We start from the raw sequence: 23,688 nt of genomic DNA, 5'->3' as shown, positions 1-23,688 counted from the left end.
TGCCTTTGCCATCCCGCCCCGCCCACGCTAAAGGCGCCGGGTCATCTGGGGAGTAGCCGCCTGCGCCCCCTTGTCCCGGCACCGCCGGACAAGACCAGCAGGACCTGTCGTCAACACACTTGGTCGAGAGACCATGGCGCACAGGAGGACGGAAGAGACCGTCCGGGCGAGACCAATGGCGTTGCAGTTCCGTCCGGCCGGGCGGGTTCTGCCGCGCTATTGTCTTGTCTGTCGCCCGGCCCCGGAGAATTACGTTGCCAGTTCTGTTTTCATCGGCCCTGCTCACCTCCACTGCCGTGGTGGCGCTTGCCGAGATCGGCGACAAGACCCAGCTCCTCGCCATCGTCCTTGCCACGCGCTTCAAGCGGCCCTGGCCGATCGTCGGCGGCATCTTCGTGGCGACGCTTGCCAACCACTTCCTCGCCGCGCTGGTGGGCGAGCAGGCCTCGGCCTTCCTCGACGGCCTGTGGTTCCGCTACCTCATCGCCGCCAGCTTCATCGCCATGGCCGCCTGGACGCTGATCCCCGACAAGTTCGACGAGGACGACGAGCCCAAGCCCAGCCGCTTCGGGCCTTTCGTCGCCACCGCCATCGCCTTCTTCCTGGTCGAGATGGGCGACAAGACCCAGCTCGCCACGATCGCGCTCGGCGCCCGCTTCCAGAGCGTGGTTCCGGTCATGGTGGGCACCACTATCGGCATGATGCTGGCCAACGTGCCCGCGGTGTTCCTCGGTAACGAACTCATCAAGCGCGTGCCGCTCAGCGTCGTGCGCACGATCGCCGCGCTGCTGTTCCTGGTGATCGGCCTCTGGCTGGTCGCCCAGACCGCAGGCTGGCTCGGCTGATCCTCCATCGGCGCAAGGTGACACTCAGGTTGACACAGTTGACACGGTCCTGAGAGGAAAAAAGTGTCACCTTGCGCCTTGCGCAAAGCACGGTGCCCGGCTGGGACGAAAGGCGGCGGAAGCAGGTCATGAGCGCGATTTTACCGGCCCCGCAACCTGTAGGAAAATCCGAAATTCCCGGTTCCTGCGCGGTGGACAGGCCGAACAATCGGCTGCAATAGGCACCTGTCCCCGCTCCGCCGCCAATCGAGAGTCGCCCGCCGTGATCCTGCCGAGCCGTCTGCTGCCCCGACGCGCCCGCGTGGCCCTGCGCCGCCATGGACCCGAAGCGCTGGTCTGGCGGCGACGGGTCGCGATCTTCGGCGGCGCCGTGCTGGTCGGTCTGATCGCGCTGGCCTTCGCGGAACTCGCCGACCGGGCGAATGCGCTGTTCCACCAGTTCGTGGGCCGCTGGTGGTGGGCGCCGCTGATCGCCACCCCGGCAGGCTTCGCCGCGATCGCCTGGCTCACGGTGCGCTTTGCGCCGCTGGCCAAAGGCTCCGGCATCCCGCAAGTCATGGCGGCAACCAAGAATCCGGAGGCCGCGCTGTCCACGCTGGTCTCGGCAAGGGCCGCCATCGCCAAGTTCTTCCTCACCATCGGCGGCCTGCTGATCGGCGCCTCGGTCGGGCGCGAGGGGCCGACGGTGCAGATCGCCGCCGCGGTCATGGGCCGGATGCACCGGCTCATGCGCATCCCGATCCGCTCTTCGGTCTATATCGCGGGCGGCGCCGCGGGCGTGGCAGCGGCATTCAACACCCCGCTGGCCGGTGTCGCCTTCGCGATCGAGGAACTGGCCGCCGCCTATGAGCAGCGCCTGACCTTGCTGGTCATGGCCGCCGTGCTGATCGCGGGCATGGTCAGCCTCGGCATTGCGGGCGACTACATCTATTTCGGCGCCATGCGCCAGACCCTGGGCTTCCAGGAAGCGCTTCTCGTCACGCCGGTCGCCGGAATCCTCGGCGGGGTGATCGGCGGGCTGTTCTCGCGGCTGATGCTGGCAGCCGGAACCACGCCGCTGCGGCCGATGGCCTGGCTGCGCGCCCGTCCGATCATGCTGGCAACGGCCTGCGGCACGGTCGTCGCCGTGCTCGGCACGGTTACCGGCCTGACCTGGGGCACCGGCTACGACACCGCCCACGGCATCATCGCCGGAGAGGACGTGCCCATCTGGTTCGGCGCCGCCAAGTTCACGGCAACGCTGGCGACGGCGGTTTCCGGCATCCCCGGCGGGATCTTCGCGCCCTCGCTGGCCATCGGCGCGGGCATCGGCGACCTGCTGCGCAGCCTGTTTCCCGGCTATTCGCCCGGCGCCGTCGTGCTGCTCGGCATGGTCGCCTATTTCACCGGCGTCGTGCGGGCGCCGCTGACGGCGGTCATCATCATCTCGGAAACGACCGCCGGGCGCGGACTGATGATGCCGCTCCTCGCCTCGGCCCTGATCGGCGATTTCGCCGCTCAGTCCGTCTGCAAGGAGAAGCTCTATCACGGGCTGTCCCAGCGCTTCCTGCGCGGACAGGCCGAAAAGGCGACCTGAGGCTCCCGCTCAGATCGCGTCGAACACGTAGCCCAGCGAGCGCACGGTGCGCAGCGGATTACCCGCGCCCACGCCCTTGAGCGCGCGGCGCAGGCGACCGATCCAGACGTCCACGGTGCGCTCGTCCACCGCCGGTTCCTGCTTGCCGAGCGCGGCGATCAGCTGGGTGCGGGTGAAGACGCGGCCCGGATGCTCGATGAAATAGCGCAGCAGGCGCAGTTCGTTCGGCATCAGCGAGATCGGACGTCCCTGCCAGCGCGCCTGGAACGCGGCGACGTCCACCGAGAGGTCGCCTTGGGCCAGCAGACGGCCATTGGCGACGTCCTGCTCGCTGATATTGGCGCCGAGCACCCGGTCCAGCAGGGCCGAGCGGGTCAGCGGGCCGACGATGTAATCGTCGGCACCCATGCGCAGCGCCCGCTTGCGGTCGTCGATATTGTCCTCTTCGAGGACGATCGTGACATGGGCATGGCTGGTCAGGCTGTCGGCGCGCAGGCGGCGGCAGAGTTCGAGACCGGACATCTCGGGCAGCACCCAGTCGATGAAGACCCAGAGCGCGCCTTCGATCAGCGGCAGTTCGGCAAAGTCGGTCCAGCGATGGAGCACCACGTCGAAATCGTCGTGCCGGAAGGCCGCAAGGCCACCGGAAAGCTCGCTAGCCAGCAGGATATCGATACGTCGCATGGCCCCCTGCGCGGTTACTACGCGCGGCTACTTGCCGTGCCAGTGTGACGAACAAGTGACATATCGATGACTTGCGGATGAAAAGATCGCGCCAAGAAAAGCCGCTCCGATGAAGTCTTTGTTGGGTGCGCCTTCGACATCCCTCGAAGGCTTGCGGCACGGCCCTCTCCCCCACCCGACCTCCCATCAAGGATACACTGAGTGGGAGGTCGGGTGGGGAAGAGGGCCGGTGCCGCCAAAATCCGCCTGCGGCGGATTTTCAAACAACCCTGTCATCGAAGTGACCCGCAACCGTCACGGGCGCGCAACGCGGAAATGCGATTCTCCGCGAAACTGGAACGGGCCATAACTGGAACGGGGGCGCAACGATGCGTAAAGATCTGGACACCCTTCTCGAACGGACCACCGGCGGCAACAGTGCCGGATTTGCCGGAACCAACATTCCCGCCTGGCTCGACTTGCCCGATCCCAAGGGCTTCCGCCCCAAGCGCAAGTACGAGACGATCTGGATTTCCGACGTCCACCTCGGCACGCGCGGCTGCAATGCCGAGATGCTGGTCGATTTTCTGCGCTCGGTGGAATGCAAGACGCTCTATCTCGTCGGCGACATCGTCGATGGCTGGCGCCTGCGCAAGGGCTGGTACTGGCCCGACGCCCACAACGAAGTGATCCGCCGCATCCTCAAGATGGCGCACCGGGGCACCCGCGTCGTCTTCGTGGCAGGCAACCATGACGAGATGCTGCGCGACTATGCCGGGCTGACTTTCGGCGGCGTGGAACTGGTGCTGGAAGCGGTGCACGAGACGCTCGACGGCCGCCGCCTGCTGGTCACGCACGGCGATGCCTTCGACGGCGTGGTGCTCTACGCCAGGTGGCTCGCCTTCCTCGGCGACAAGGCCTACGGCGCGCTGCTGCGGGCGAACATCGTGTTCAACGCAGTGCGCCGCAAGCTGAAGATGCCCTACTGGTCGCTCTCGGCCTATATGAAGAAGAAGGTCAAGAACGCCGTCCAGTACGTGTGCAGCTACGAGGAGGCCGTCGCCAACGAGGCCATCTCGCGCGGCTACGACGGGGTCGTCTGCGGCCACATCCACTGCGCCGAGATCCGCCAGTTCAGCGGCATCACCTACTACAACGACGGCGACTGGGTGGAGAGCTGCACCGCGCTGGTCGAGGACCTTCAGGGCCATATCGCGATCATCGACTGGATCGCCGAGACCGGCGGCCATACAGCGGAAGGGGTTCCTGCCCATCACGCCGAGGCAGCCGAGTGAGGCTTACCCTGGCGACCGACGCCTGGCTGCCCCAGGTGAACGGTGTCGTCCGCTCGCTCTCGGCCACGCTCGACGAGCTGACCCGGCGCGGGCACGAAGTGGAGACGCTCACCCCCGACCGCTTCTTCACCGTGCCGATGCCGGGCTATGCCTCGATCCGGCTGGCCATGGCGCCGCGCTTCGGAGTGCGGCGGATGCTCGACAGGGCACGGCCGGAGATCGTCCATATCGCCACCGAAGGCCCGATCGGCTGGGCGGCGCGCGGCTGGTGCCTGTCGCGCGGGGTGCCGTTCACTTCGGCCTTCCACACGCGCTTTCCCGAATATGCCGCCGTGCGCACCGGCCTCAGCGCCGAGCGCTTCTGGCCGATCATGCAGCGCTTCCATGCGCCCAGCCAGGCGGTGCTGGTCTCCACCGACAGCCTTGCGGAGGAACTCGCCGGGCGCGGCATCGCCCATACCCGCCGCTGGAGCCGGGGCATCGACCATGCCCAGTTCAGGCCCGAAGGCGCGCGCCATCCGGCGATGGCCGCCCTGCCCGGCCCGGTGCTGCTCAACGTCGGCCGGGTGGCGCCGGAGAAGAACCTCGAAGCCTTCCTCGACGCCGAGGTGCCGGGCAGCAAGGTCGTCGTCGGTGACGGTCCCGCGCTGGAAAGCCTGAAGCGGCGCTATCCGGAAGTGCTGTTCCTCGGCGCGCTCTCGGGCGAGAAGCTGGCGAGCGCCTATCGCGCCGCCGACTGCTTCGTGTTCCCCAGCCTCACCGACACTTTCGGCCTCGTGGTGATCGAGGCTCTGGCCTGCGGCACGCCCGTAGCGGCTTTTCCGGTGACGGGTCCCATCGACATCCTCGGCCCGGACGGGTGCGGGGTGGACGAAGGGCTGGACGCCCCGGCCGGCGCGGTGGACCGGGTGCTTGAAAGCGCCATCGTTTCGGCACTCACCGTGCGGCGCGAGGATGCGGCACGGCTCGGCGCCCGCTTTTCCTGGCAGCGCGCCACCGACCAGTTCCTGACGACGATCGGGATGGCCCTCGAAGCCAGCGAACGCCCGGCCCGCGTGGCGGCCTGAGGTTGCAAAAATCGCAACCTAGAGACACGGATCAGCAATGTTATAACATAATTGGCAGGACTATGGCGGCGGCACAAAGGGCTGCCTGCTCTGGGTGGCGCTGTTTCCATCCGAGGTCCCGTCATGCGTCTTCTGCCTATCCTGCTGCCCGTCGTCCTGGTTTCCGCCGCTCTCGCTGCCACCGCAACGCCCGCGCTGGCCGATGAAACCTATATCGAAGGCACTGGCGGCGTGATCTGGAACCACCGCGAGACCAATGCCGTGGCCGCCGTGACGGTCGGCCACGACGTCGATCTGAACGAGCGCTTCTTCGTGGGCGTGGAAGGCATCGCGGAAAAGGTCCTGGCGGATGATACCCGCGTGGTCTGGGGCGTGGGCGGCCGTGCCGGCGCGCGCGTGTTGCCGGGCGCCAAGCTCTATGCCGCTGCCAACTGGCAGTCGAAGGACTGCCGCGAGTGCAGCGACGCGGTCGGCCTCAGCACCGGCTGGGAGCAGGACCTCAACGAGAACGTCTACGCCAAGCTGGAGTACAAGCACGTTCTGGTCAGCAACAGCGAACCGGATTCGGATATCATCGCGGTCGGCCTCGGCTACAAGTTCTGAGGTCTGCTTGGAAAATGCCCGAAAAGGGCATTTTCAGAGCGGCACCGGCCCACGCCCCCACCCGACCTCCCACTCAGTGTATCCTAGATGGGAGGTCGGGTGGGGGCGTGGGCCGGTGCCGCTAAAATCCGCCTGCGGCGGATTTTCAAATCAAGTCACATCCATCGCATAGCCCGCCGCGCGGACGGTGCGGATGGGATCGGTGTCGCCGTCGCGGTTGATCGCCTTGCGCAGACGGCGGATGTGGACGTCCACGGTGCGCTCGTCGATGTCGGAGTCCATGCCCCAGACCCCGTCGAGTATCTGCTGGCGCGAGACCACGCGGTTCGGGCGCTCCATGAAGTAGCGCAGCAGGCGGAACTCGGTGGGGCCGAGGTGCAGCGCCTCGCCCGAGCGGCGGACGCGGTGGCTGGTGGCGTCCAGCTCGATATCGCCCCACTGGAGCACGTTGCCCGCCAGCGAAGGCCGCGCGCGGCGCAGCAGCGCCTCGATGCGGGCCAGCAGCTCGCGCGGAGAGAACGGCTTGGTCACATAGTCGTCGGCGCCGGTCTTGAGGCCGCGGATGCGGTCCTCCTCCTCGCCGCGCGCCGTCAGCATCAGGATCGGAATCTGCGCCGTGTCCTTGTCCTTGCGGAGCTGGCGGCAGACCTCGATGCCGGGGACATGCTCGATCATCCAGTCGAGGATGATGGCGTCGGGCGTCTGTTCCTGCACCATCAGCAGGGCTTCCTCGCCGTCACCCGTGCTGCGCACGTTGTAGCCTTCGGCGCTGAGGTTCCAGGTGAGCAGTTCGCAGAGCGCGCGGTCGTCTTCGACGACGAGGACGGAAGGGTTCACGGCAGGTTCCTCGTATCGTCGGTCTGGCTGTCGCGCTCGGCGTGGTATTCGCCGGTCGCGGCGTAGTAGACCATTTCCGCGACGTTCGTGGCGTGGTCGCCGATGCGTTCGAGATTGCGGGCGATGAACAGCAGCTGCGCGGCGCTGGTGATCGTCGCCGGGTTCTCCATCATGTGGGTCAGCAGCGAGCGGAACAGCGTGTTGTAGAACTGGTCCAGCTTCTCGTCGCGGCGGATCACTTCCTGCGCCAGCGCGGCATCGCGCGAGCCATAGGCGTTGAGCACGTCGCGGACCATGCCCTCGGCGATCTCGGCCATCATCGGCACGAGTTCGAGCGGCTCGATCTTGAGCCGGTTTTCGAGGGCATTGACGCGCTTGGCGATGTTCTTCGCATAGTCGCCGATGCGCTCGATCACGCCGGAAATCTTGAGCGCGGCGATCACGTCGCGCAGATCGTCGGCCATCGGCGCGCGCAGGGCGATGGTGCGCACCGCGAGGCGGTCCACTTCGGCTTCCAGCGCATCGAGACGCGCATCGGCGGCGACGACCTGTGCGGCGAGTTCCTCGTCATGCTGGGTCAGCGCGACGATGGCGTCGCGGATCGCGACTTCGGCGAGACCGCCCATTTCGGCGACGAGGCCGCGAAGCTGCCCGATCTCGCTGTCGAAGGCCTTGACTGTATGATCGACCATTTGGTGTTCCCTGAATTTCCCTGTTCTATAGCACCTTCTGCCTACGGATCATCCGTAGCGGCCGGTGATATAGTCCTTGGTCTTTTCCTCGCGCGGGGTGGTGAAGATCTGGCTGGTATCGCCATATTCCACCAGGTTGCCGAGGTGGAAGAAAGCGGTGCGCTGCGAGACGCGGGCGGCCTGCTGCATCGAGTGGGTGACGATGACGATGGCGAAGCTTTCCTTCAGCTCGTCGATCAGTTCCTCGATGCGGGCGGTGGCGATCGGGTCGAGCGCGGAGCACGGCTCGTCCATCAGGATCACTTCGGGGCTGACGGCAATGGCGCGGGCGATGCACAGGCGCTGCTGCTGGCCGCCGGACAGCGCGGTGCCCGGCTCATTCAGGCGGTCCTTCACTTCGTCCCACAGGCCCGCCTTGGTCAGCGAGCTTTCGATGATCCCGTCCATGTCCGCCTTCGACGGCGCCAGGCCGTGGATGCGCGGGCCATAGGCGATGTTCTCGTAGATCGACTTGGGGAACGGGTTCGGCTTCTGGAACACCATGCCGACGCGGGCGCGCAGGGCCACCGGGTCCATGTCGGGCGAGTAGATGTTCTCGCCGTCGAGCAGGATCTCGCCGGTGACGCGGGCGTCGGCAATCGTGTCGTTCATGCGGTTGAGCGACCGCAGGAACGTGGACTTGCCGCAGCCCGACGGACCGATGAAGGCGGTTACGATGCCGTTGTCGATCTCGATCGAGACATCGTTGATGGCCTTCTTCGCGCCGTAGAAAACGTCGACGTTGCGGGCGGTTAGTTTGGCGTTTGTCATAGTCCTACCAGCGCACTTCGAACTTGTTTCGAAGGTAGATTGCAAGGCCGTTCATCGCCAGCAGGAAGACCAGCAGCACGATGATGGCGGCGGAAGTGTTCTGCACGAAACCGGAATTGATCTCGTCGGACCACAGGAAGATCTGCATCGGCAGCACGCTGGAGGGATCGGTGATCCCGCCCGGCGGGGTGACGACGAAGGCGCGCATGCCGATCATCAGCAGCGGCGCGGTCTCGCCCAGCGCGCGGGCCATGCCGATGATGGTGCCGGTGAGGATGCCCGGCAGCGCCAGCGGCAGGACGTGGTGGAACACGGTCTGCATCTTGCTCGCGCCGATCGCCAGCGCTGCGTCGCGGATCGAGGGCGGCACCGCCTTGATCGCATTGCGGCCCGAGATGACGATGACCGGCATCGTCATCAGCGCCAGCGTCAACCCGCCGACCAGCGGCGAGCTGCGCGGCATGCCGAGCGTGTTGATGAACACCGCCAGGCCGAGCAGGCCGAAGATGATCGAGGGCACCGCGGCCAGGTTGTTGATCGAAACTTCGACCCATTCGATCCAGCGCGCCCTGGGAGCGAACTCCTCCAGGTAGATCGCCGCCAGCACGCCCATCGGGAACGAGAGCAGCAGGGTGACGAGCATCGTCAGCAGCGAGCCCTTGGTGGCGCCCCAGACGCCCGCGAGGTCGGGATCGGTCGAGTCCGAGCCGGTCAAGAACGACCAGTCGAGCCCGGAGAGGCCGTTCTTCAGCATGATGACCAGCAGCAGCGCCAGGAAGGCGAGGCTGAGGACGATCGCACCGAGGCCGATCAGCTTGAAGCGGCGTTCGGCGGCGTTGCGGCGGGAAATCCGGCGCAGGGCCTCCGGCGTCTGCCAGCGGGCATTGCCATCCCGCGCGGCACTGAGAGATGCGTTACTCATAAGCTTCCCGGAAGCGCTTCACCACGCGAAGGGCGATGATGTTGAGGATGAGGGTGACGATGAACAGCACCAGGCCCAGCGCAAAAGCGGAGAGCGTCTTGGGGCTGTTGAACTCCTGGTCGCCGGTCAGCATCTGGACGATCTGATAGGTGACGGTGGTCATCGAGGCGAAGGGGTTCGCGGAAAGGTTGGCGGCGGCACCGGCTGCCATGACCACGATCATGGTCTCGCCGATGGCGCGGCTGATCGCCAGCATCACGCCCGCGACGATACCGGGGAGCGCGGCGGGGAGCAGCACTTTCTTGATGGTCTCCGACTTGGTGGCGCCCAGCGCCAGCGAACCGTCGCTCATCGCGCGGGGCACGGCGGCGAGCGCGTCGTCGGCCATCGAGGAGACGAAGGGAATGATCATCACGCCCATGACGACACCGGCAGCCAGCGCGCTCTCGGTCGAGGGATTGGCCATGCCGAGCGAGGCGGCGAAGTCGCGGAAGATCGGCGCCACGGTCAGGGCGGCGAAGTAGCCGTAGACCACGGTGGGAATGCCCGCGAGGATTTCCAGCATGGGCTTCAGCCACTTGCGGATCGTCGGCGAGGCATATTGCGTGAGGTAGACCGCGCTCATCAGGCCGAGCGGGATCGCCACGATCATGGCGATGATCGCGCCGATGTAGATCGTGCCCCAGAACAGCGGCACGGCGCCGAAGCTCTCGCCCAGGTTGTCGCCGCGTGCCGAGCCGGGCGACCAGTGGGTGCCGGTGAGGAAGTCGATCGGCGAGACGTCCTTGAAGAACATCCCCGCCTCGAACAGCAGCGAGGCGACGATGCCGAAGGTGGTCAGGATCGCCATCAGCGAGGCGGCCAGCAGCAGGCCGAGCACGCCGCGCTCGACGCGGGTGCGCGCCGGATAGTTCGCGCGGATTCGGGTGAAGGCCCAGCCGCCGCCCGCGATGGCCACAACCGCCACCAGCAGCGCGCCGATCAGGCCGAAGCGGCCATGGGCATCGCGCACCGGCCCGGCCAGCGTGTTCGCCAGCGGGTTGAAGGCGACCGCCTCGGGATTGTCGGCAATGGTCTTGGCTTCGGCCAGGATCGCCGCGCGGCTCATCGCGTCGGCGGGAAGCTGCGCCGCCACGGGGTCGGCCATGACCGCCCCGTCGACCAGCCCCGGCATCGCCGCCTGCCATGCGCCCCAGGCGATCAGCGCCGGGAAGACGATCCACAGCGCGACGTGCCAGGCGTGATAGCCCGGCATCGAATGCATCGTGCCGCGGCCGGTATGGAGCAGCCGGGCCCGGCCCCGCGCGGCAAACCAGCCGACGAGGCCGAGGCCGAGGACGGCCAGAAGAACTCCGGTGAGAATCATGTATGGCCGCCCTTTGCGTCCCTGCCCGCGAAGGGGATTACTTCAGAACCGAGGGATCGAGCGGAGTCATCTTGGCGACGATGTCGGCGCTCTTGGCGCGAACGTCCTCGGGCGAGATGACCATGCCCTTGGCCTTGAGGTATCCGTCCGGACCCCACGACTTGGCCCATTCGGCGACATAGGCCTGGAGGCCCTTGATCGGCGCGAGGTGCTGCTTCTTCACATAGATGTAGAGCGGGCGCGCGCCGGGGTACGAGAAGTCCGAGATCGAGGCGTAAGTCGGTTCGATGCCCGACATCGGGATGCCCTTGATCGTGCCCGCGTTCGATTCGAGGAACGAGAAGCCGAAGATGCCGATCGCCTTGGGGTTCTGCGAGATCTTCTGGACGATCAGGTTGTCGTTCTCACCGGCGTCCACATAAGGGCCGTCCTCACGGATATCGTGGCAGATCGCCTCGTACTTGTCCTTGTCGCTGTCCTTGAGCGCCTTGGTGGCGGCGTCGGTCTTGCAGCCCGCTTCGAGGATCAGTTCCTTCAGCGCGTCACGCGTGCCAGAGGTCGAGGGCGGACCGTAGACGAGGATCGGTTCGGCCGGGAGCGACGGGTTGACGTCCTTCCAGGTCTTGGCGGTGTTCGGCTTGCCGAAGGGATTGGCGGCCAGCGCCTTGTAGATGTCGAGCGGCGTCAGCTTCATATTGGGGCCGTTCTTGCCCTCGGCGAAGGCGATGCCGTCGATGCCGACCTGGATCTCGACGATCTCGGTCACGCCGTTCTTCACGCATTCGTCATATTCGGACTTCTTCATCCGGCGCGAGGCGTCCTCGATGTCCGGGTGCTGGGCGCCGACGCCCGCGCAGAACAGCTTCATGCCCGCGCCCGTGCCGGTCGATTCGATGACCGGCGACTTGCCGCCCGCCTTCGCGGTCTGCTCGGCGACGGCGGTGGCGAAGGGATAGACGGTGGAGGAGCCGACGGCCCGCACGAAGTCGCGCGAACCCGCGCTCGAACCGCCCGAGCCGCCGCAGGCGCTCAGGGCGAGGACGGATACGGCAGCAAAGATGATGGTCTTGGTCGAACGCATGAATTTAACCCCTTGGGTTTTCTCTCTGCGACGCCCCTATTGGGGTAGGATGACACTTCCATGACAATGAAGTGACATAACTCGCGAAGCCGCGCAAATGCTGGGTTTTCGGCAGTGTCCGACAATGCCGCGAAGGACCTCGCGGCGGGCAAACATGACGGTGATACGACAACGGCGAATCGCCCGCCGTGATTCCCCGACTCCCTTCGACGAGTCTTCTGACAGCAACATTACGTCTGCATTCTGTCGCGAACAGACACCCGCATATCGTGTCCGGCGCGCCGGGTTCGGGCAGGTGCCCGTGCCCCGGTTCCCATTGCCGAGGGTAGGCACATCCTCCTCGGCTCCGGGACGACGCCCGGCTCCGTGCGACAGTCGTTTTCGATATGTCAGAAAGGCTTACGCATGGCCTCATGGACGACGAGCCGAAAGCACCGATGGCGCGGACCTCGCGCCGGACGATCCGACAGTCCCGATCCCGGCCGTCAACGCCCCGCCGGAGGGCGCGCTCCCGTCGTCATATTTGTCATAACGACAGTCACATTCGTCATCAAAGTGTCATTGGACGGCAATAGTCGGCCCCCGTCGCACCCGGCCCGTCGGTACTGCGCACTGGAGAATGCCCGAATGCGCCTCGTCATGGCCTGCGCAACTGCCGTCGCCGTCGTTCTTTCCGCTTCCGCCGCCCATGCACAGGCGATCTCGGCGGAAGAGGCCGAAGCCCTGCGCGCGCAAATCCGCACGATGAAGGCGCAGATGGAAGCGATGGAGGCCCGGCTCAACGCCGCCGCTCCGGCTGCGGATGCGGCTGCCGCCTCGACGCAGGCCCCTGCCCCGGCCGGAACGCCCGCCCTTGCCGCCGGGACCGCCGCTCCCGTCACCAAGGAAAAGGCCAAGGACGACACCACGATCGACTGGAAGGGCAGCCCGCAATTCGCGCAGGGCGACCGCCTGTTCAAGGTCAAGGGTCGCATCCAGGCCGACGCCAACTACGTGAAGGGTCCGGGCAGCCTCAACGACAAGGGCCTCGGCTTCTCCAACGAGATGCGCCGCATCCGCCTCGGCGCCGAGGGCGCGCTGGGCGCCGGGTTCGACTACAAGCTGGAACTCGAACTCTCCGACAATGCGGTGGATCTGGTCGATACTTATGTCGGCTACCATAATGGCCCGTGGCAGGTCCGGCTCGGCAACCAGAACTCGTTCCAGTCGCTCGACGAACTCACCGGCGACACCAGCGGCAGCGTGATGGAGCGCGCCGCCTTCACCGACGCCTTCAACTTCGAGCGCCGCCTCGGCCTCGCCGTCCAGTACGGCAAGGGACCGTGGCTGGCGCAGGCGGGCGTGTTCACCGACGATATCGGCGCCCTCGCCAACGACAGCGACGGCGTGGACGGCGGCGACGAGAACAACAGCTACGGCCTCGACGGCCGCCTCGTCTTCGCGCCGAAGCTCGGCGATCTCCAGCTGCACTTCGGCGGCTCGGCCCACTGGCGCCGCCTCGGCCGCTTGGCGGAAAGCGACACCCGCTATCGCCAGCGCCCCTATATCCATTCCACCAATACCCGCCTGATCGGCACACCGGTGATGAACGTCTCGGAAGAGGATCACTACGGCGTCGAGTTCGCCGCCATTCGCGGCCGCTGGCATGCGGCGGCGGAATACCACGCGCTCACCGCCAACCGCGTCGATGCCTCCACCGTCACCTTCCGCGGCGCCTATGCCGAAACCGGCCTGTTCCTGACAAAGGGCGACCATCGCGGCTACAAGGACGGCATCTTCCGCGTCGAGAAGCCCGCCCATCCGATGGGCGAGGGCGGCATGGGTTCGCTGCTGTTCACCTTGCGCTACGACTGGCTGGACCTCAACGACCGCGACATTCGCGGCGGCACCCAGAACGGCTACATCGCCGCGCTCGTGTGGGAGCCGATCCAGAACCTGCGTTTCAACGTGAACTATGCGCTGATGGACTACACCGGCGCCAAGGCCCTGCCCTCGGGCAAGACCGACTACAGCGCGCAAGTGATCGGCACCCGGTTCGAGCTGGACTTCTGAGGGCGCTGGCGAGCAGGCAAGAGCGCTCGGTCAGACTACCAATTGCCCCACCAAGCCCGTCGCCCCCGCGCAGGCGGGGGCCCCGCTTGTTCTTGCGGCCTTGCGCGGGGACAAGGAAGAAAGCGGGGTCCCCGCCTGCGCGGGGACGACGAGAGGGGGGTGCGGTGCCTCGGGCATGTTTTGCCAGTCCTGCCCTCTCCTGCCCCGAGCTGTCCTCTCCTCCAAACACCCACGTCATCCTGAACTCGTTTCAGGATCCATTGCCCAGCACGCCCCGACGGTGCGGGGAGGCGAAATGGATCCTGAAACGAGTTCAGGATGACGAAGCGTATTGGGGAACGGTCGCGCAGAAGCCGAAGAGCAACCCAAAGCGCCCCTCCCTCAGCCCGCCGCCTCTTCCTTGCGCAGCGGCAGCATCAGCGAGGCGGTGGTGCCCTGTCCCGGACGGCTGTCGATATCGAAACGGCCCCGGTGGCGCTCGACGATGTGCTTGACGATCGACAGCCCCAGCCCGGTACCGCCGACCATGCGGCTGCGGCTGGTATCGGCGCGGTAGAAGCGCTCGGTCACGCGCGGCAGGTGTTCGGGCGCAATGCCCTCGCCGTGGTCGCGCACCGTCACCAGCACCCAGCCGGTCGCGGTCGCCTCCAGGCTGACATCCACCGGCCCGCCCGCCTTGCCGTACTTCAGCGAGTTGTCGATGAGGTTGCGCAGCACTTGCGCCAGCTGGCCGCGATCGCCGGTCACCACCGCCTGCTCGCAGTTCGACTGGACATCGATCTGCGCGTCACCACGCGCCTCGCCCGCGATCTCGCGCGCCAGCGAGACCATCTCGACCCGCTCGGAGGGCACTTCGTGCTTCACCGCCTCGATGCGAGAGAGCGACATGAGGTCGGAAATCAGCGCCTGCATCCGCTGCGCCTCGTGGCGGATGGTGTCGAGGAAGCGCGTGCGCACGCTCTCGTCACCGCCCGCCTTGGGGTTGTGCAGGGTCTCGACATAGCCGAGCACGTTGGCCAGCGGCGTGCGCAGCTCGTGGCTGGCATTGGCGACGAAATCGGCATGCGACTTGGCCACGCTGACCCGCTCCGACAGATCGTAGAGGCTGACCAGCCGGTCGGCCGGCGAGACCACCCGGCAATCGACTTCCCAGACGCTGCCGCCGGTCGAAAGCCCGGTGACGCGGGCGATCCCGCCTTCGTCGCTGAGGATCGCGGCGACCGCGCGCGGCTCGCGGATGGCGATGCGCACGTCCTGGCCGACGATGTGCGCGCCCAGCAGCGCCCGCGCCGCGCCGTTGGCGAAGCGCACCTGCCCGCGCGAGACCATCATCGCGGGGGTCTGGAGATGTTCGAGGAGGTGGACGCCGTCACCGGCCATGATCTTCGCCTTCTTGTCCTTCGGAGCCGCCGTTTCGCGCGACATCGATCCTTCTCCATGCCCGCACCTGACGACAGGACAAAGACGCCGCCGCAACGAACTTGCGGAAAATCGCATTCTCTACGGTTCTAAAGAGTCCGTTTTGGAAATTCGCTGAAGGCGAATTTCGCGGCACCAGCCCACTCCCCCACCCTGCCACCCAACGGTAGTATCCTGCGGGTGGCAGGGTGGGGGAGTGGGCTGGTGCCGCAAGAAAATGCCTTTCGGGCATTTTTCAAACAATCTTTAAATACGTATGCACCCACTTCTCCCGTTCAATCCGTGCAAACGAGGTTGAGGTTTCGCGCACTCTCGCCTAGCACGACCCACGCAGTTCGTGTCATGCTGCAACCGCGAAGAGGCATCTATTCCTCGCGGGGCGCATGTCAGGAGTGCACAGGAGGAGGAGCCCGTCGATCCCCGGCGGAAAATGACCATATAGGTGGATAACCCCCAGAAGGTGGACTGCGCCCAGTGACCAATTCGATTTCGGCCCCATTCACGTCCGACCGCCTGCTCCTGTTCGGCGCCACCGGCGATCTTTCGCGCCGCATGCTCCTTCCCTCGCTCTGCGCGCTCGATGCCGAAGGCCTGCTCGATCCCAAGATCGAGATCGTCGGAACCGCCCGCTCCGAGCATGACGATGCCGAGTTCCGCAACTTCGCGCGGGCATCGCTCGAACAGTTCCTGCCCGCCGAACGGCGCGGCGGCATGGCCCGCTTCCTCAACCGCCTGACGTACCAGACGCTCGACGCCAACCAGATGGAAGGCTTCAACGCACTGGCGGCCAAAGTTGGCGAGCCTAAGGACGGCCTCTCGATCTTCCTCTCCACCGCGCCCAGCCTGTTCGAACCGACCATTCGCGGGCTTCAGGCCAGTGGCCTTGCCGGTGACAATGTGCGCATCGGCCTGGAAAAGCCGCTCGGCGTGGATCTTGCCTCCAGCAAGGTCATCAACGACGCCGTCGCCCGCGCCTTCCCGGAAGACCGGATTTACCGCATCGACCACTATCTGGGCAAGGAAACCGTCCAGAACCTGCTGGCGCTGCGCTTCGCCAACCTGATGTTCGAACCGCTGTGGAACGCGGCGCATATCGACCATGTGCAGATCACCGTGGCCGAGACCGTCGGCCTCGAATCGCGCGTCGCCTATTACGACGATTCGGGCGCGCTTCGCGACATGGTGCAGAACCACATGCTCCAGCTACTCGCGCTCGTCGCGATGGAGCCGCCGGTCAGCTACGACGCCACCAGCGTCCGCGACGAAAAGGTGAAGATCCTGCGCAGTCTGCGCAAGGTCGCCGCCAACGAGACCGTGACCGGCCAGTACCGCGCCGGGGCCATCGGCGGACAGGCCGTGCCGGGCTACGACGACGAACTCGGCAAGGATTCGAACACCGAAACGTTCGTTGCGATCAAGGCGCATATCGACAACTGGCGCTGGCAGGGCGTGCCCTTCTATCTGCGCACCGGCAAGCGCCTGCCCAAGCGCACGACCGAGATCGTCGTGCAGTTCCGCGACGTGCCGCACTCGATCTTCCATGGCCGCGGCGCGCGCACCGTGCCCAATCGCCTGGTAATCGGCATCCAGCCGAGCGAGAACATCACGCTCTCGCTCATGGCCAAGGTGCCGGGCCTCGATCGCAACGGCTTCGGCCTGCGCTCGATCCCGCTCGACATCGCCATGCCTGACGCTTTCGCGGGTCCGCAGCGCCGCATCGCCTACGAGCGCCTTCTGCTCGACCTGATCGAGGGCGAGCAGACGCTGTTCGTCCGCCGCGACGAAGTGGAAGCGCAGTGGGACTGGATCGATGCGATCCGGGCCGGGTGGGAGGAACAGGCACAGGAGCCGAAGACCTACACCGCCGGAAGCTGGGGTCCCTCCGCCGCCATCGCCCTCGCCGAGCGCGACGGCGTGACGTGGCACGAATAAGCAGGCTGGAACGGGCATGAACGCATCACGCACCCTATATGACTTGGGTGCGTGGGCGCCCCCTCATGCCCGGCCGCGCGAAATTCCCCGCAAACCGGTGGAAGATAGATGTTGACACCGGTTACCTGAACGCCTTCAAGCCTCGCTCGGGAGATCCCGTGGCGGCGGCTTCGGGAGGCTGAGACAAAAAAAGACAGACGGAAAGTGCAGGAGTAACCCCATGAGCAATCTCAGCCCGGTGGTCGCCCGCGTCACCGATCGCATCATCGAGCGGTCGAAGCCCACCCGCGAACGCTATCTCGCCATGGTCGAGCGTGAAGCCGGCCGTCATTCCGACCGCTCGTTCCTTTCGTGCTCCAACCTCGCGCACGGTTTTGCGGCGAGCGGCGAGGACAAGTCCGCCATCGCCACCGGCAAGGCGATCAACGTCGGCATCGTCACCGCCTACAACGACATGCTCTCGGCGCATCAGCCTTATGGCCGCTATCCGGAACAGATGAAGCTCTATGCCCGCGAAGTGGGCGCGACGGCGCAAGTCGCAGGCGGCGTGCCCGCCATGTGCGACGGGGTGACTCAGGGCTTCGACGGCATGGAACTCTCGCTGTTCAGCCGCGACACCATCGCCCTTTCCACCGCCGTCTCGCTGAGCCACGCGATGTACGACGGCATGACCCTGCTGGGCATCTGCGACAAGATCGTGCCCGGCCTCGTCATGGGCGCACTGCGTTTCGGCCATCTGCCCGCCGTGTTCATCCCCTCCGGCCCGATGCCGAGCGGCATCTCCAACAAGGAGAAGCAGAAGGTCCGCCAGCTCTATGCCGAGGGCAAGGTCGGGCGTGAGGAACTGCTGGCCAGCGAAAGCGCGAGCTATCACTCGGCAGGCACCTGCACCTTCTACGGCACCGCCAACTCCAACCAGATGATGATGGAGATGATGGGCCTGCACATGCCCGGCGCCGCTTTCGTGCCGCCCGGCACCTCGCTGCGTCAGGCCGTGACCCGCGCCGCCGTCCACCGCGTGACCGAAATGACCCGCAAGGGCGACGACTTCCGCCCGATGGCGCATGTCGTCGACGAGAAGGCGATCGTGAACGCCATCGTCGGCCTGCTGGCCACCGGCGGCTCGACCAACCACGCCATCCACCTGCCCGCCATGGCCCGCTGCGCCGGTATCCATATCGACTGGCAGGACTTCGACGAGCTTTCCGCCGCCGTCCCGCTCATCACCCGTGTCTATCCCAACGGTTCGGGCGACGTGAACCACTTCCACGCCGCGGGCGGCATGGGCTGGGTCGTGCGCGAACTGCTCGACGCGGGACTTGCCCATGAGGACATCCTCACCGTCTCGAAGGGCGGCATGCGCGACTATGCGACCGAGCCGACGATGGATGACGGCGAACTCAAGTGGAAGCCCGCGCCTGCGGTCAGCGGCGACGACACCATGCTGAGCACGGTGGCCAAGCCCTTCCTGCCCGACGGCGGCATGCGCCTCGTTTCCGGCAATGTCGGTCGCGCCACCTTCAAGACCAGCGCGGTCGATCAGGAGCGTTGGACCATCGAGGCCCCGTGCCGCGTGTTCGAGACGCAGGAAGGCGTCATCAACGCCTTCAAGGCGGGCGAGTTGGACCGCGATGTCGTGGTGGTCGTGCGCCATCAGGGCCCGCGCGCCAACGGTATGCCCGAACTCCACAAGCTGACCCCGCCGCTCGGCGTGCTGCAGGATCGCGGCTTCAAGGTTGCGCTCGTCACCGACGGCCGCATGTCGGGCGCTTCGGGCAAGGTGCCCGCGGCGATCCACGTCACCCCGGAAGCGCTGGCCGATGGCCCGATCGCCTATCTCCAGGACGGCGACATCGTGCGCCTCTCGGCTGAAGACGGCACGCTTTCGACCACCGCCAATCTCTCCGGCCGCACCCCCGCCCCGCTGCCCGCTCCGGCTGAGGGTATGGGCCGCGAACTCTTCGCGATGTTCCGCATCAATGCGGGCGGCGCCGAACAGGGCGGTTCGTCGATGCTGGAGGTCGCCGGATTGTGAACGACTCCGGGAGCACGCAGCTCGTCGCCGTCGATATCGGCGGCACCCACGCCCGCTTCGCGCTGGCTTCGGTCAGCGCCGAGGGGCAGATCACGCTGGGCGAACCCGTCACCCTGCACACCAGCGACCACGGCAGCTTCCAGCTCGCCTGGCAGGCCTTCCGCGAGCGCATGGGCGGCACCCTGCCCCCCGCCGTATCGATCGCGATCGCCGGGCCGGTCGGCGGCGAAGTGATCCGCTTCACCAACAACCCCTGGATCATCCGCCCCGGCCTGATCCAGGAAAAGCTGGGCGTGGAACGCTACACCGTGGTCAATGACTTCGCGGCGGTCGCCTATGCCGTGGCGCTGGCGCCGGAAGACCAGTTCCTGCACCTCGCCGGGCCGGACGTGCCGCTGCCCGCAGCGGGCACGCTCAGCGTGCTCGGGCCGGGCACTGGCCTCGGCGTCGCGCACTTGTGGCGCAACGGCTTGCCCCACGGCAAGGGTGGCTTCTATCATGTCCAGGCGACCGAGGGCGGCCATACCGACTATGCCCCGCTCGACCTGATCGAGGACGCGATCCTCGCCCGCCTGCGCAAGCGCCACAACCGCGTCTCCACCGAGCGCGTCGTCTCCGGCCCGGCCATCGTCGATATCTACCAGACGCTGGCCGCGATGGAGAACCGCGCGGTGCACGACGTGACCGACGTGGAAATCTGGACCGCCGGCACCAACCATTCGGACCCGCTGGCCGCCGCCGCCGTCGACCGCTTCTGCCTCGCGCTCGGCAGCGCGGCGGGCGACTGCGCGCTGTCCCATGGCGCCGGCGGCGTCGTGATCGCCGGAGGCCTCGGCTACCGTATCCGCGAAACCATTCTGTCCTCGGGCTTTGCCGAGCGATTCTGCGCCAAGGGCCGCTTTGCCGGCATGATGGCGCAGATGCCGGTCAAGCTCATTACCCATCCGCAGCCCGGCCTGTTCGGCGCGGCTGCCGCCTATGTCAGGGAGCACGTCCAATGAGCAGCCCGTCTGAAGCCGTCGAAAAGGTCATGCGTCTCGCCCCGGTGATCCCGGTGCTGGTGATCGAGGATATCGAACACGCCCTGCCGATCGCCGAAGCGCTCGTCGCAGGGGGCCTGCCCGCCCTCGAAGTGACGCTGCGCACCGAATGCGCGATCGAGGCGATCAAGGTGATGAAGCAGGTTCCCGGCGCCGTGGTCGGCGCGGGCACCGTGCTCTCGCCCGACGACCTGAAGCGCTCGATCGACGCAGGCGCCGAATTCATCGTCTCGCCCGGCCTCACCCCGATGCTCGCCGAAGCGGCCTACAAGTCGCAGATTCCGTTCCTGCCCGGCACCGCCAATGCCAGCGACGTGATGTTTGCCCTCGAATGCGGGTTCGACCGTCTGAAGTTCTTCCCTGCCATGGCGGCGGGCGGACCTCCGGCACTGAAGGCCATCGCCGCGCCGCTGTTCAAGGCCAAGTTCTGCCCGACCGGCGGCGTCACCCCCGAGAACGCGCCGGAATGGCTCGGTCTCGATGCCGTGCTCTGCGTCGGCGGAAGCTGGATGGTCCCCAAGGGCAAGCCGGATGTCGCCAGGATCGAGGCGGCAGCCCGCGCTGCTGCGGGACTCGCACGTTGAGCCGGGCGGCGCTGACCACGGTCGACGATCTCGACCGCAGGCTTCAGGAACTCCATGTCCTGACCGCCCAGACGCCGCTCTACAATCCGGTTTTCCAGCTTGGGCTCGAACTGTCGCGCCAGCTGGAAAACGGCGAAATGGGCCTCGACCAGATCGAGGCCCTCGTCGCCGAGATGGAGTGCGAAGGGCTGCGCGCCCGCGCCGCGCGGCTTGACCGCATGCTCGCCCCCATCGCCCCGGCCGAAAACGAAAAGCGGCTGGATGCCGCCGCCAGTGCAACCGAAACGGGGGAAGACTTCACCGCCTTCGCCGTGCGCTGGCAGCGCCCCGCCGCCCATGTCGTCTTCACCGGGCACCCGACGTTCCTGCTCTCCACCGCCCAGACCGAGGCCGTGACCCACGCCGCCTCCACCGGCGATCACAGCGAGGCCACCGTCTGCGCCGCCTCGCCGGACCGCGACACGATCACGCTCGACTACGAGCACGGCAAGGCGATGGAGGCCATCGCGCGGGGCCAGAAGGCCCGCGACCGCATCAACGAACGCCTGTTCGATATTGCCGCCGCCCGCTGGCCCAAGCGCTGGAAGGGCCTCAATCCGATGCCCGCGCGCTTCGCCTCGTGGGTCGGCTACGACATGGACGGCCGCACCGATATCGGCTGGTCCACCTCGATCCGCTACCGGCTGGAGGAAAAGGCCGAGCGCCTTGGCCGCTATGCGAAAAGCCTCGCGCAGGCCGCGCCGGAAATTTCGCAGCAGCTCTCCCGCGCCGCCGCGCTGACGCAGGACATGGTTCGCCGCTTCGCCGCCGACCTGTCCTCGCCCGAAGCCCTGTCCGAAGCCGCCAATGCCCTGACCGCCGAGCATCCCGACCGCCTCGTCAGCCTCGAAGGCGTGATCGCCCGGTTGGAAGAAGAGGCGCGCCACGCCGATCAGGATCAGGCGCGCACGCTGCTCGTGGCCGCTGCCGCCATGCGCGCAGACGGCCTCGGCATGGGCTGGATTCACTTCCGCGTGAACGCATCGCAGCTGCAGAACGCGATCCGCCTGCGCATCGATCCGGAAGGCAAGCTGAACCTCGCCAGCCAGGCCGCGCTGGTCCGCATGCGCGAGCTGCTGGCCGAAGTCACACCGCTCAAGTCCAACTTCGCGGCCCTCGCCATCGAGAATTCCACCGCCGTCCGCCAGTTCCTGGCAATGGCGCAGATCCTCGGCCATATCGATGCCGACGCACCGATCCGCATGCTGGTGGCCGAATGCGAGGAACCGACCACGATCCTCGCCGCGCTCTACTTCGCGCGGATGTTCGGGATCGACGAGAAAGTCGACGTCTCGCCGCTGTTCGAGACCGAGACGGCGCTCGAACACGGCGGCCGCTTCCTCGATGCGGTCTTGGCCGAGCCTGCCTACCGCGACTACGCCCACAAGCGCGGCCGCGTCTCGATCCAGACCGGTTTTTCCGACGCGGGCCGCTTCGTCGGGCAAGTGCCTGCCGCGCTCGCCATCGAGCGTCTGCAAGGCCGCCTGTCCGAAGCGATGGTGGCCAATGGCCTGACCGACGTTTCGGCGCTGATCTTCAACACCCACGGCGAATCGATGGGCCGCGGCGCCCATCCCTCCAGCCTCGAGGACCGCTTCCAGTGGCCGATGAGCCCCTGGGCGCGCCGCCGCTTCCTGCGCGCGGGCATCCGGCTGGAGCCGGAAGTCTCGTTCCAGGGCGGCGACGGCTACCTCTGGTTCGGCTCGGACGAACTGGCGCTGGCCACGCTCACCCGCATGGCCGAAATGCCGCTGTGGGGCGCCGATGCCGATGCGCCGACCGACTTGTTCTATCGCCGCACCGACCTCAGCCTCGACTTCTACCGCGCGATCCGCGGGGTGCAGCACGAGCATCTGGAATCGGCCACCTACAGCCGGGCGATCACCGCCTTTGGCCTCGGCCTGCTCAACGATACCGGCAGCCGCAAGTCGCGCCGCCAGTCGGACCTTGCCTCCGACCGCTCGATGAGCCTGCGCCAGATTCGCGCGATCCCGCACAACGCGATCCTCCAGCAACTCGGCTATCCGGTGAACGTGATCGCGGGCATCGGCACCGCGTCCGACGGTAACCGCGAGGAAATCGCGGGCCTGCTGCGCGAGAGCGAGCGCGGGCAGCAGTTGATGCGCCTTGCCCGGCACGCCAATGCGCTGGCCTCGATCAAGACGGTGGCGGCCTATGGCGAGCTGTTCAACTCAGCCTACTGGGCCAGCCGCCCCTATCGCGGCGACGAGAAGCACATCGCCGGGGCCTGCCTCAAGCTGGCGGAATACCTGACCAAGGACGACCGCACCGGCGTCTATCGCCGCCTCGCCTCGCGCCTTCGCGTCGATGCAATGAAGCTGCACTTCCTGCTCGACCTGCTGCCGGACGAAACCCCGCTGCCGGACCGCGAGCACACCCGCCGCAGCCTCGGCGTGCTGCAATCGCTGCGTATCGCCCTGTTCAAGCACATGTTCCTGCGCGCCGTCATGGTCCCGCAGTTCAGCCGCGCGAACGACATCAGCCGCGACGACGTGCTGGAGATGTTCTTCACCCTGCGCGTCGAGGACGGCCTCGCCCAGCTCCGCCGCGCCTTCCCGACGAGCTTCCCCTCGATCGACGACTTCACCGTGGACAAGCCCAGCGACTATCCGGATTCGAGCGCGACCGGCTATGCGCAGATCCACCGCGAATTCATCGACCCGATCGCGCGGTGCTATGCGCTGTCTTTGCGGATCACCACGGCGCTGGCGAACGAGTTCGGCGCCCACGGCTGACGGGCTTGGCAGGGCGGCGGCCAGATCGGTCGTCGCCCCGCCGCGGACTTACAGACGGAAACGATAGGTAGCAC

The 23,688-nt window shown here is 66.7% G+C and carries 19 protein-coding genes and 1 riboswitch; of the genes, 11 read left to right on the top strand and 8 right to left on the bottom strand.

Features of this window, described 5'->3' with window-relative positions; genetic code table 11:
- Positions 1-34: 34 nt before the first annotated feature.
- Positions 35-195: riboswitch (yybP-ykoY riboswitch) on the top strand.
- Between the two features lie 59 nt (positions 196-254).
- Positions 255-845 (top strand): TMEM165/GDT1 family protein, encoded by a 591-nt coding sequence (locus ACZ1II_RS11095; RefSeq protein ID WP_465146489.1) that lies wholly within the window; start codon positions 255-257, stop codon positions 843-845.
- Positions 846-1,107: 262 nt separating this feature from the next.
- Positions 1,108-2,421, top strand: coding sequence for a chloride channel protein (locus ACZ1II_RS11090; RefSeq protein ID WP_465146488.1), 1,314 nt, complete (start codon positions 1,108-1,110; stop codon positions 2,419-2,421).
- A 9-nt stretch (positions 2,422-2,430) separates the two neighbouring features.
- Here the strand turns inward: ACZ1II_RS11090 and ACZ1II_RS11085 are convergent, their stop codons facing one another.
- Entirely contained in the window at positions 2,431-3,105 is a 675-nt protein-coding gene (locus ACZ1II_RS11085) for a response regulator transcription factor (RefSeq protein WP_465146487.1), read from the bottom strand.
- 368 nt (positions 3,106-3,473) lie between these two features.
- Between ACZ1II_RS11085 and ACZ1II_RS11080 the strand changes: the two genes are divergently transcribed.
- The 3 genes from ACZ1II_RS11080 (at position 3,474) to ACZ1II_RS11070 (ending at position 6,049) form a co-directional block, all read left to right on the top strand.
- Entirely contained in the window at positions 3,474-4,379 is a 906-nt protein-coding gene (locus tag ACZ1II_RS11080) for a UDP-2,3-diacylglucosamine diphosphatase (RefSeq protein WP_465146486.1), read from the top strand.
- Positions 4,376-5,446, top strand: a complete 1,071-nt coding sequence (locus tag ACZ1II_RS11075) for a glycosyltransferase family 4 protein (RefSeq protein WP_465146485.1) — start codon at positions 4,376-4,378, stop codon at positions 5,444-5,446. Before ACZ1II_RS11080 ends, ACZ1II_RS11075 begins: the two co-directional genes overlap by 4 nt.
- Positions 5,447-5,569: 123 nt before the next feature.
- Entirely contained in the window at positions 5,570-6,049 is a 480-nt protein-coding gene (locus ACZ1II_RS11070) for an outer membrane protein (protein ID WP_465146484.1), read from the top strand.
- Positions 6,050-6,199: 150 nt separating this feature from the next.
- On the opposite strand, the gene phoB is transcribed toward ACZ1II_RS11070, so the two are convergent.
- From phoB to ACZ1II_RS11040, 6 genes are read right to left on the bottom strand one after another with little or no spacing between them, the layout of a single operon-like run.
- A complete protein-coding gene (phoB, locus tag ACZ1II_RS11065; protein ID WP_465146483.1) occupies positions 6,200-6,886 on the bottom strand; it encodes a phosphate regulon transcriptional regulator PhoB in 687 nt (228 codons plus the stop codon).
- Positions 6,883-7,578 (bottom strand): phosphate signaling complex protein PhoU, encoded by a 696-nt coding sequence (gene phoU / locus ACZ1II_RS11060; RefSeq protein ID WP_465146482.1) that lies wholly within the window; start codon positions 7,576-7,578, stop codon positions 6,883-6,885. The genes phoB and phoU overlap by 4 nt, the downstream gene beginning before the upstream one ends.
- 48 nt (positions 7,579-7,626) lie before the next feature.
- Positions 7,627-8,388: a phosphate ABC transporter ATP-binding protein PstB gene (pstB, locus tag ACZ1II_RS11055; protein ID WP_147218531.1), complete on the bottom strand. Its 762-nt coding sequence runs from the start codon at positions 8,386-8,388 to the stop codon at positions 7,627-7,629.
- Between the two features lie 4 nt (positions 8,389-8,392).
- A complete protein-coding gene (gene pstA / locus ACZ1II_RS11050; protein ID WP_465146481.1) occupies positions 8,393-9,310 on the bottom strand; it encodes a phosphate ABC transporter permease PstA in 918 nt (305 codons plus the stop codon).
- A complete protein-coding gene (gene pstC / locus ACZ1II_RS11045; protein WP_465146480.1) occupies positions 9,303-10,676 on the bottom strand; it encodes a phosphate ABC transporter permease subunit PstC in 1,374 nt (457 codons plus the stop codon). The genes pstA and pstC overlap by 8 nt, the downstream gene beginning before the upstream one ends.
- 37 nt (positions 10,677-10,713) lie before the next feature.
- On the bottom strand, positions 10,714-11,757 hold the full coding sequence (locus ACZ1II_RS11040; RefSeq protein ID WP_465146479.1) for a substrate-binding domain-containing protein: 1,044 nt from the start codon (positions 11,755-11,757) through the stop codon (positions 10,714-10,716).
- Between the two features lie 627 nt (positions 11,758-12,384).
- Between ACZ1II_RS11040 and ACZ1II_RS11035 the strand changes: the two genes are divergently transcribed.
- Positions 12,385-13,809 carry an OprO/OprP family phosphate-selective porin gene (locus tag ACZ1II_RS11035; protein WP_465146478.1) on the top strand — a complete coding sequence of 475 codons (1,425 nt, stop codon included), beginning with the start codon at positions 12,385-12,387 and terminating at the stop codon, positions 13,807-13,809.
- Between the two features lie 381 nt (positions 13,810-14,190).
- On the opposite strand, the gene ACZ1II_RS11030 is transcribed toward ACZ1II_RS11035, so the two are convergent.
- Complete coding sequence (locus tag ACZ1II_RS11030) at positions 14,191-15,234, bottom strand: sensor histidine kinase (protein ID WP_465146477.1); 1,044 nt, start codon at positions 15,232-15,234, stop codon at positions 14,191-14,193.
- A 468-nt stretch (positions 15,235-15,702) separates the two neighbouring features.
- Between ACZ1II_RS11030 and zwf the strand changes: the two genes are divergently transcribed.
- The 5 genes from zwf (at position 15,703) to ACZ1II_RS11005 (ending at position 23,614) form a co-directional block, all read left to right on the top strand.
- The gene (zwf, locus tag ACZ1II_RS11025; RefSeq protein ID WP_465146476.1) at positions 15,703-17,160 is read left to right on the top strand and encodes a glucose-6-phosphate dehydrogenase; all 1,458 of its coding nucleotides are present in this window, start codon (positions 15,703-15,705) and stop codon (positions 17,158-17,160) included.
- Positions 17,161-17,380: 220 nt separating this feature from the next.
- The gene (gene edd, locus ACZ1II_RS11020) at positions 17,381-19,195 is read left to right on the top strand and encodes a phosphogluconate dehydratase (protein WP_465146475.1); all 1,815 of its coding nucleotides are present in this window, start codon (positions 17,381-17,383) and stop codon (positions 19,193-19,195) included.
- On the top strand, positions 19,192-20,196 hold the full coding sequence (locus ACZ1II_RS11015) for a glucokinase (RefSeq protein WP_465146474.1): 1,005 nt from the start codon (positions 19,192-19,194) through the stop codon (positions 20,194-20,196). The genes edd and ACZ1II_RS11015 overlap by 4 nt, the downstream gene beginning before the upstream one ends.
- Positions 20,193-20,819, top strand: a complete 627-nt coding sequence (gene eda / locus ACZ1II_RS11010; RefSeq protein ID WP_465146473.1) for a bifunctional 4-hydroxy-2-oxoglutarate aldolase/2-dehydro-3-deoxy-phosphogluconate aldolase — start codon at positions 20,193-20,195, stop codon at positions 20,817-20,819. The genes ACZ1II_RS11015 and eda overlap by 4 nt, the downstream gene beginning before the upstream one ends.
- Positions 20,816-23,614, top strand: a complete 2,799-nt coding sequence (locus ACZ1II_RS11005; protein ID WP_465146472.1) for a phosphoenolpyruvate carboxylase — start codon at positions 20,816-20,818, stop codon at positions 23,612-23,614. Before eda ends, ACZ1II_RS11005 begins: the two co-directional genes overlap by 4 nt.
- The last annotated feature ends 74 nt before the right edge of the window (positions 23,615-23,688 follow it).

Source organism: Novosphingobium sp. BL-S-20 (assembly GCF_055521635.1).
This window is presented reverse-complemented; position numbering and strand designations above follow the sequence as displayed.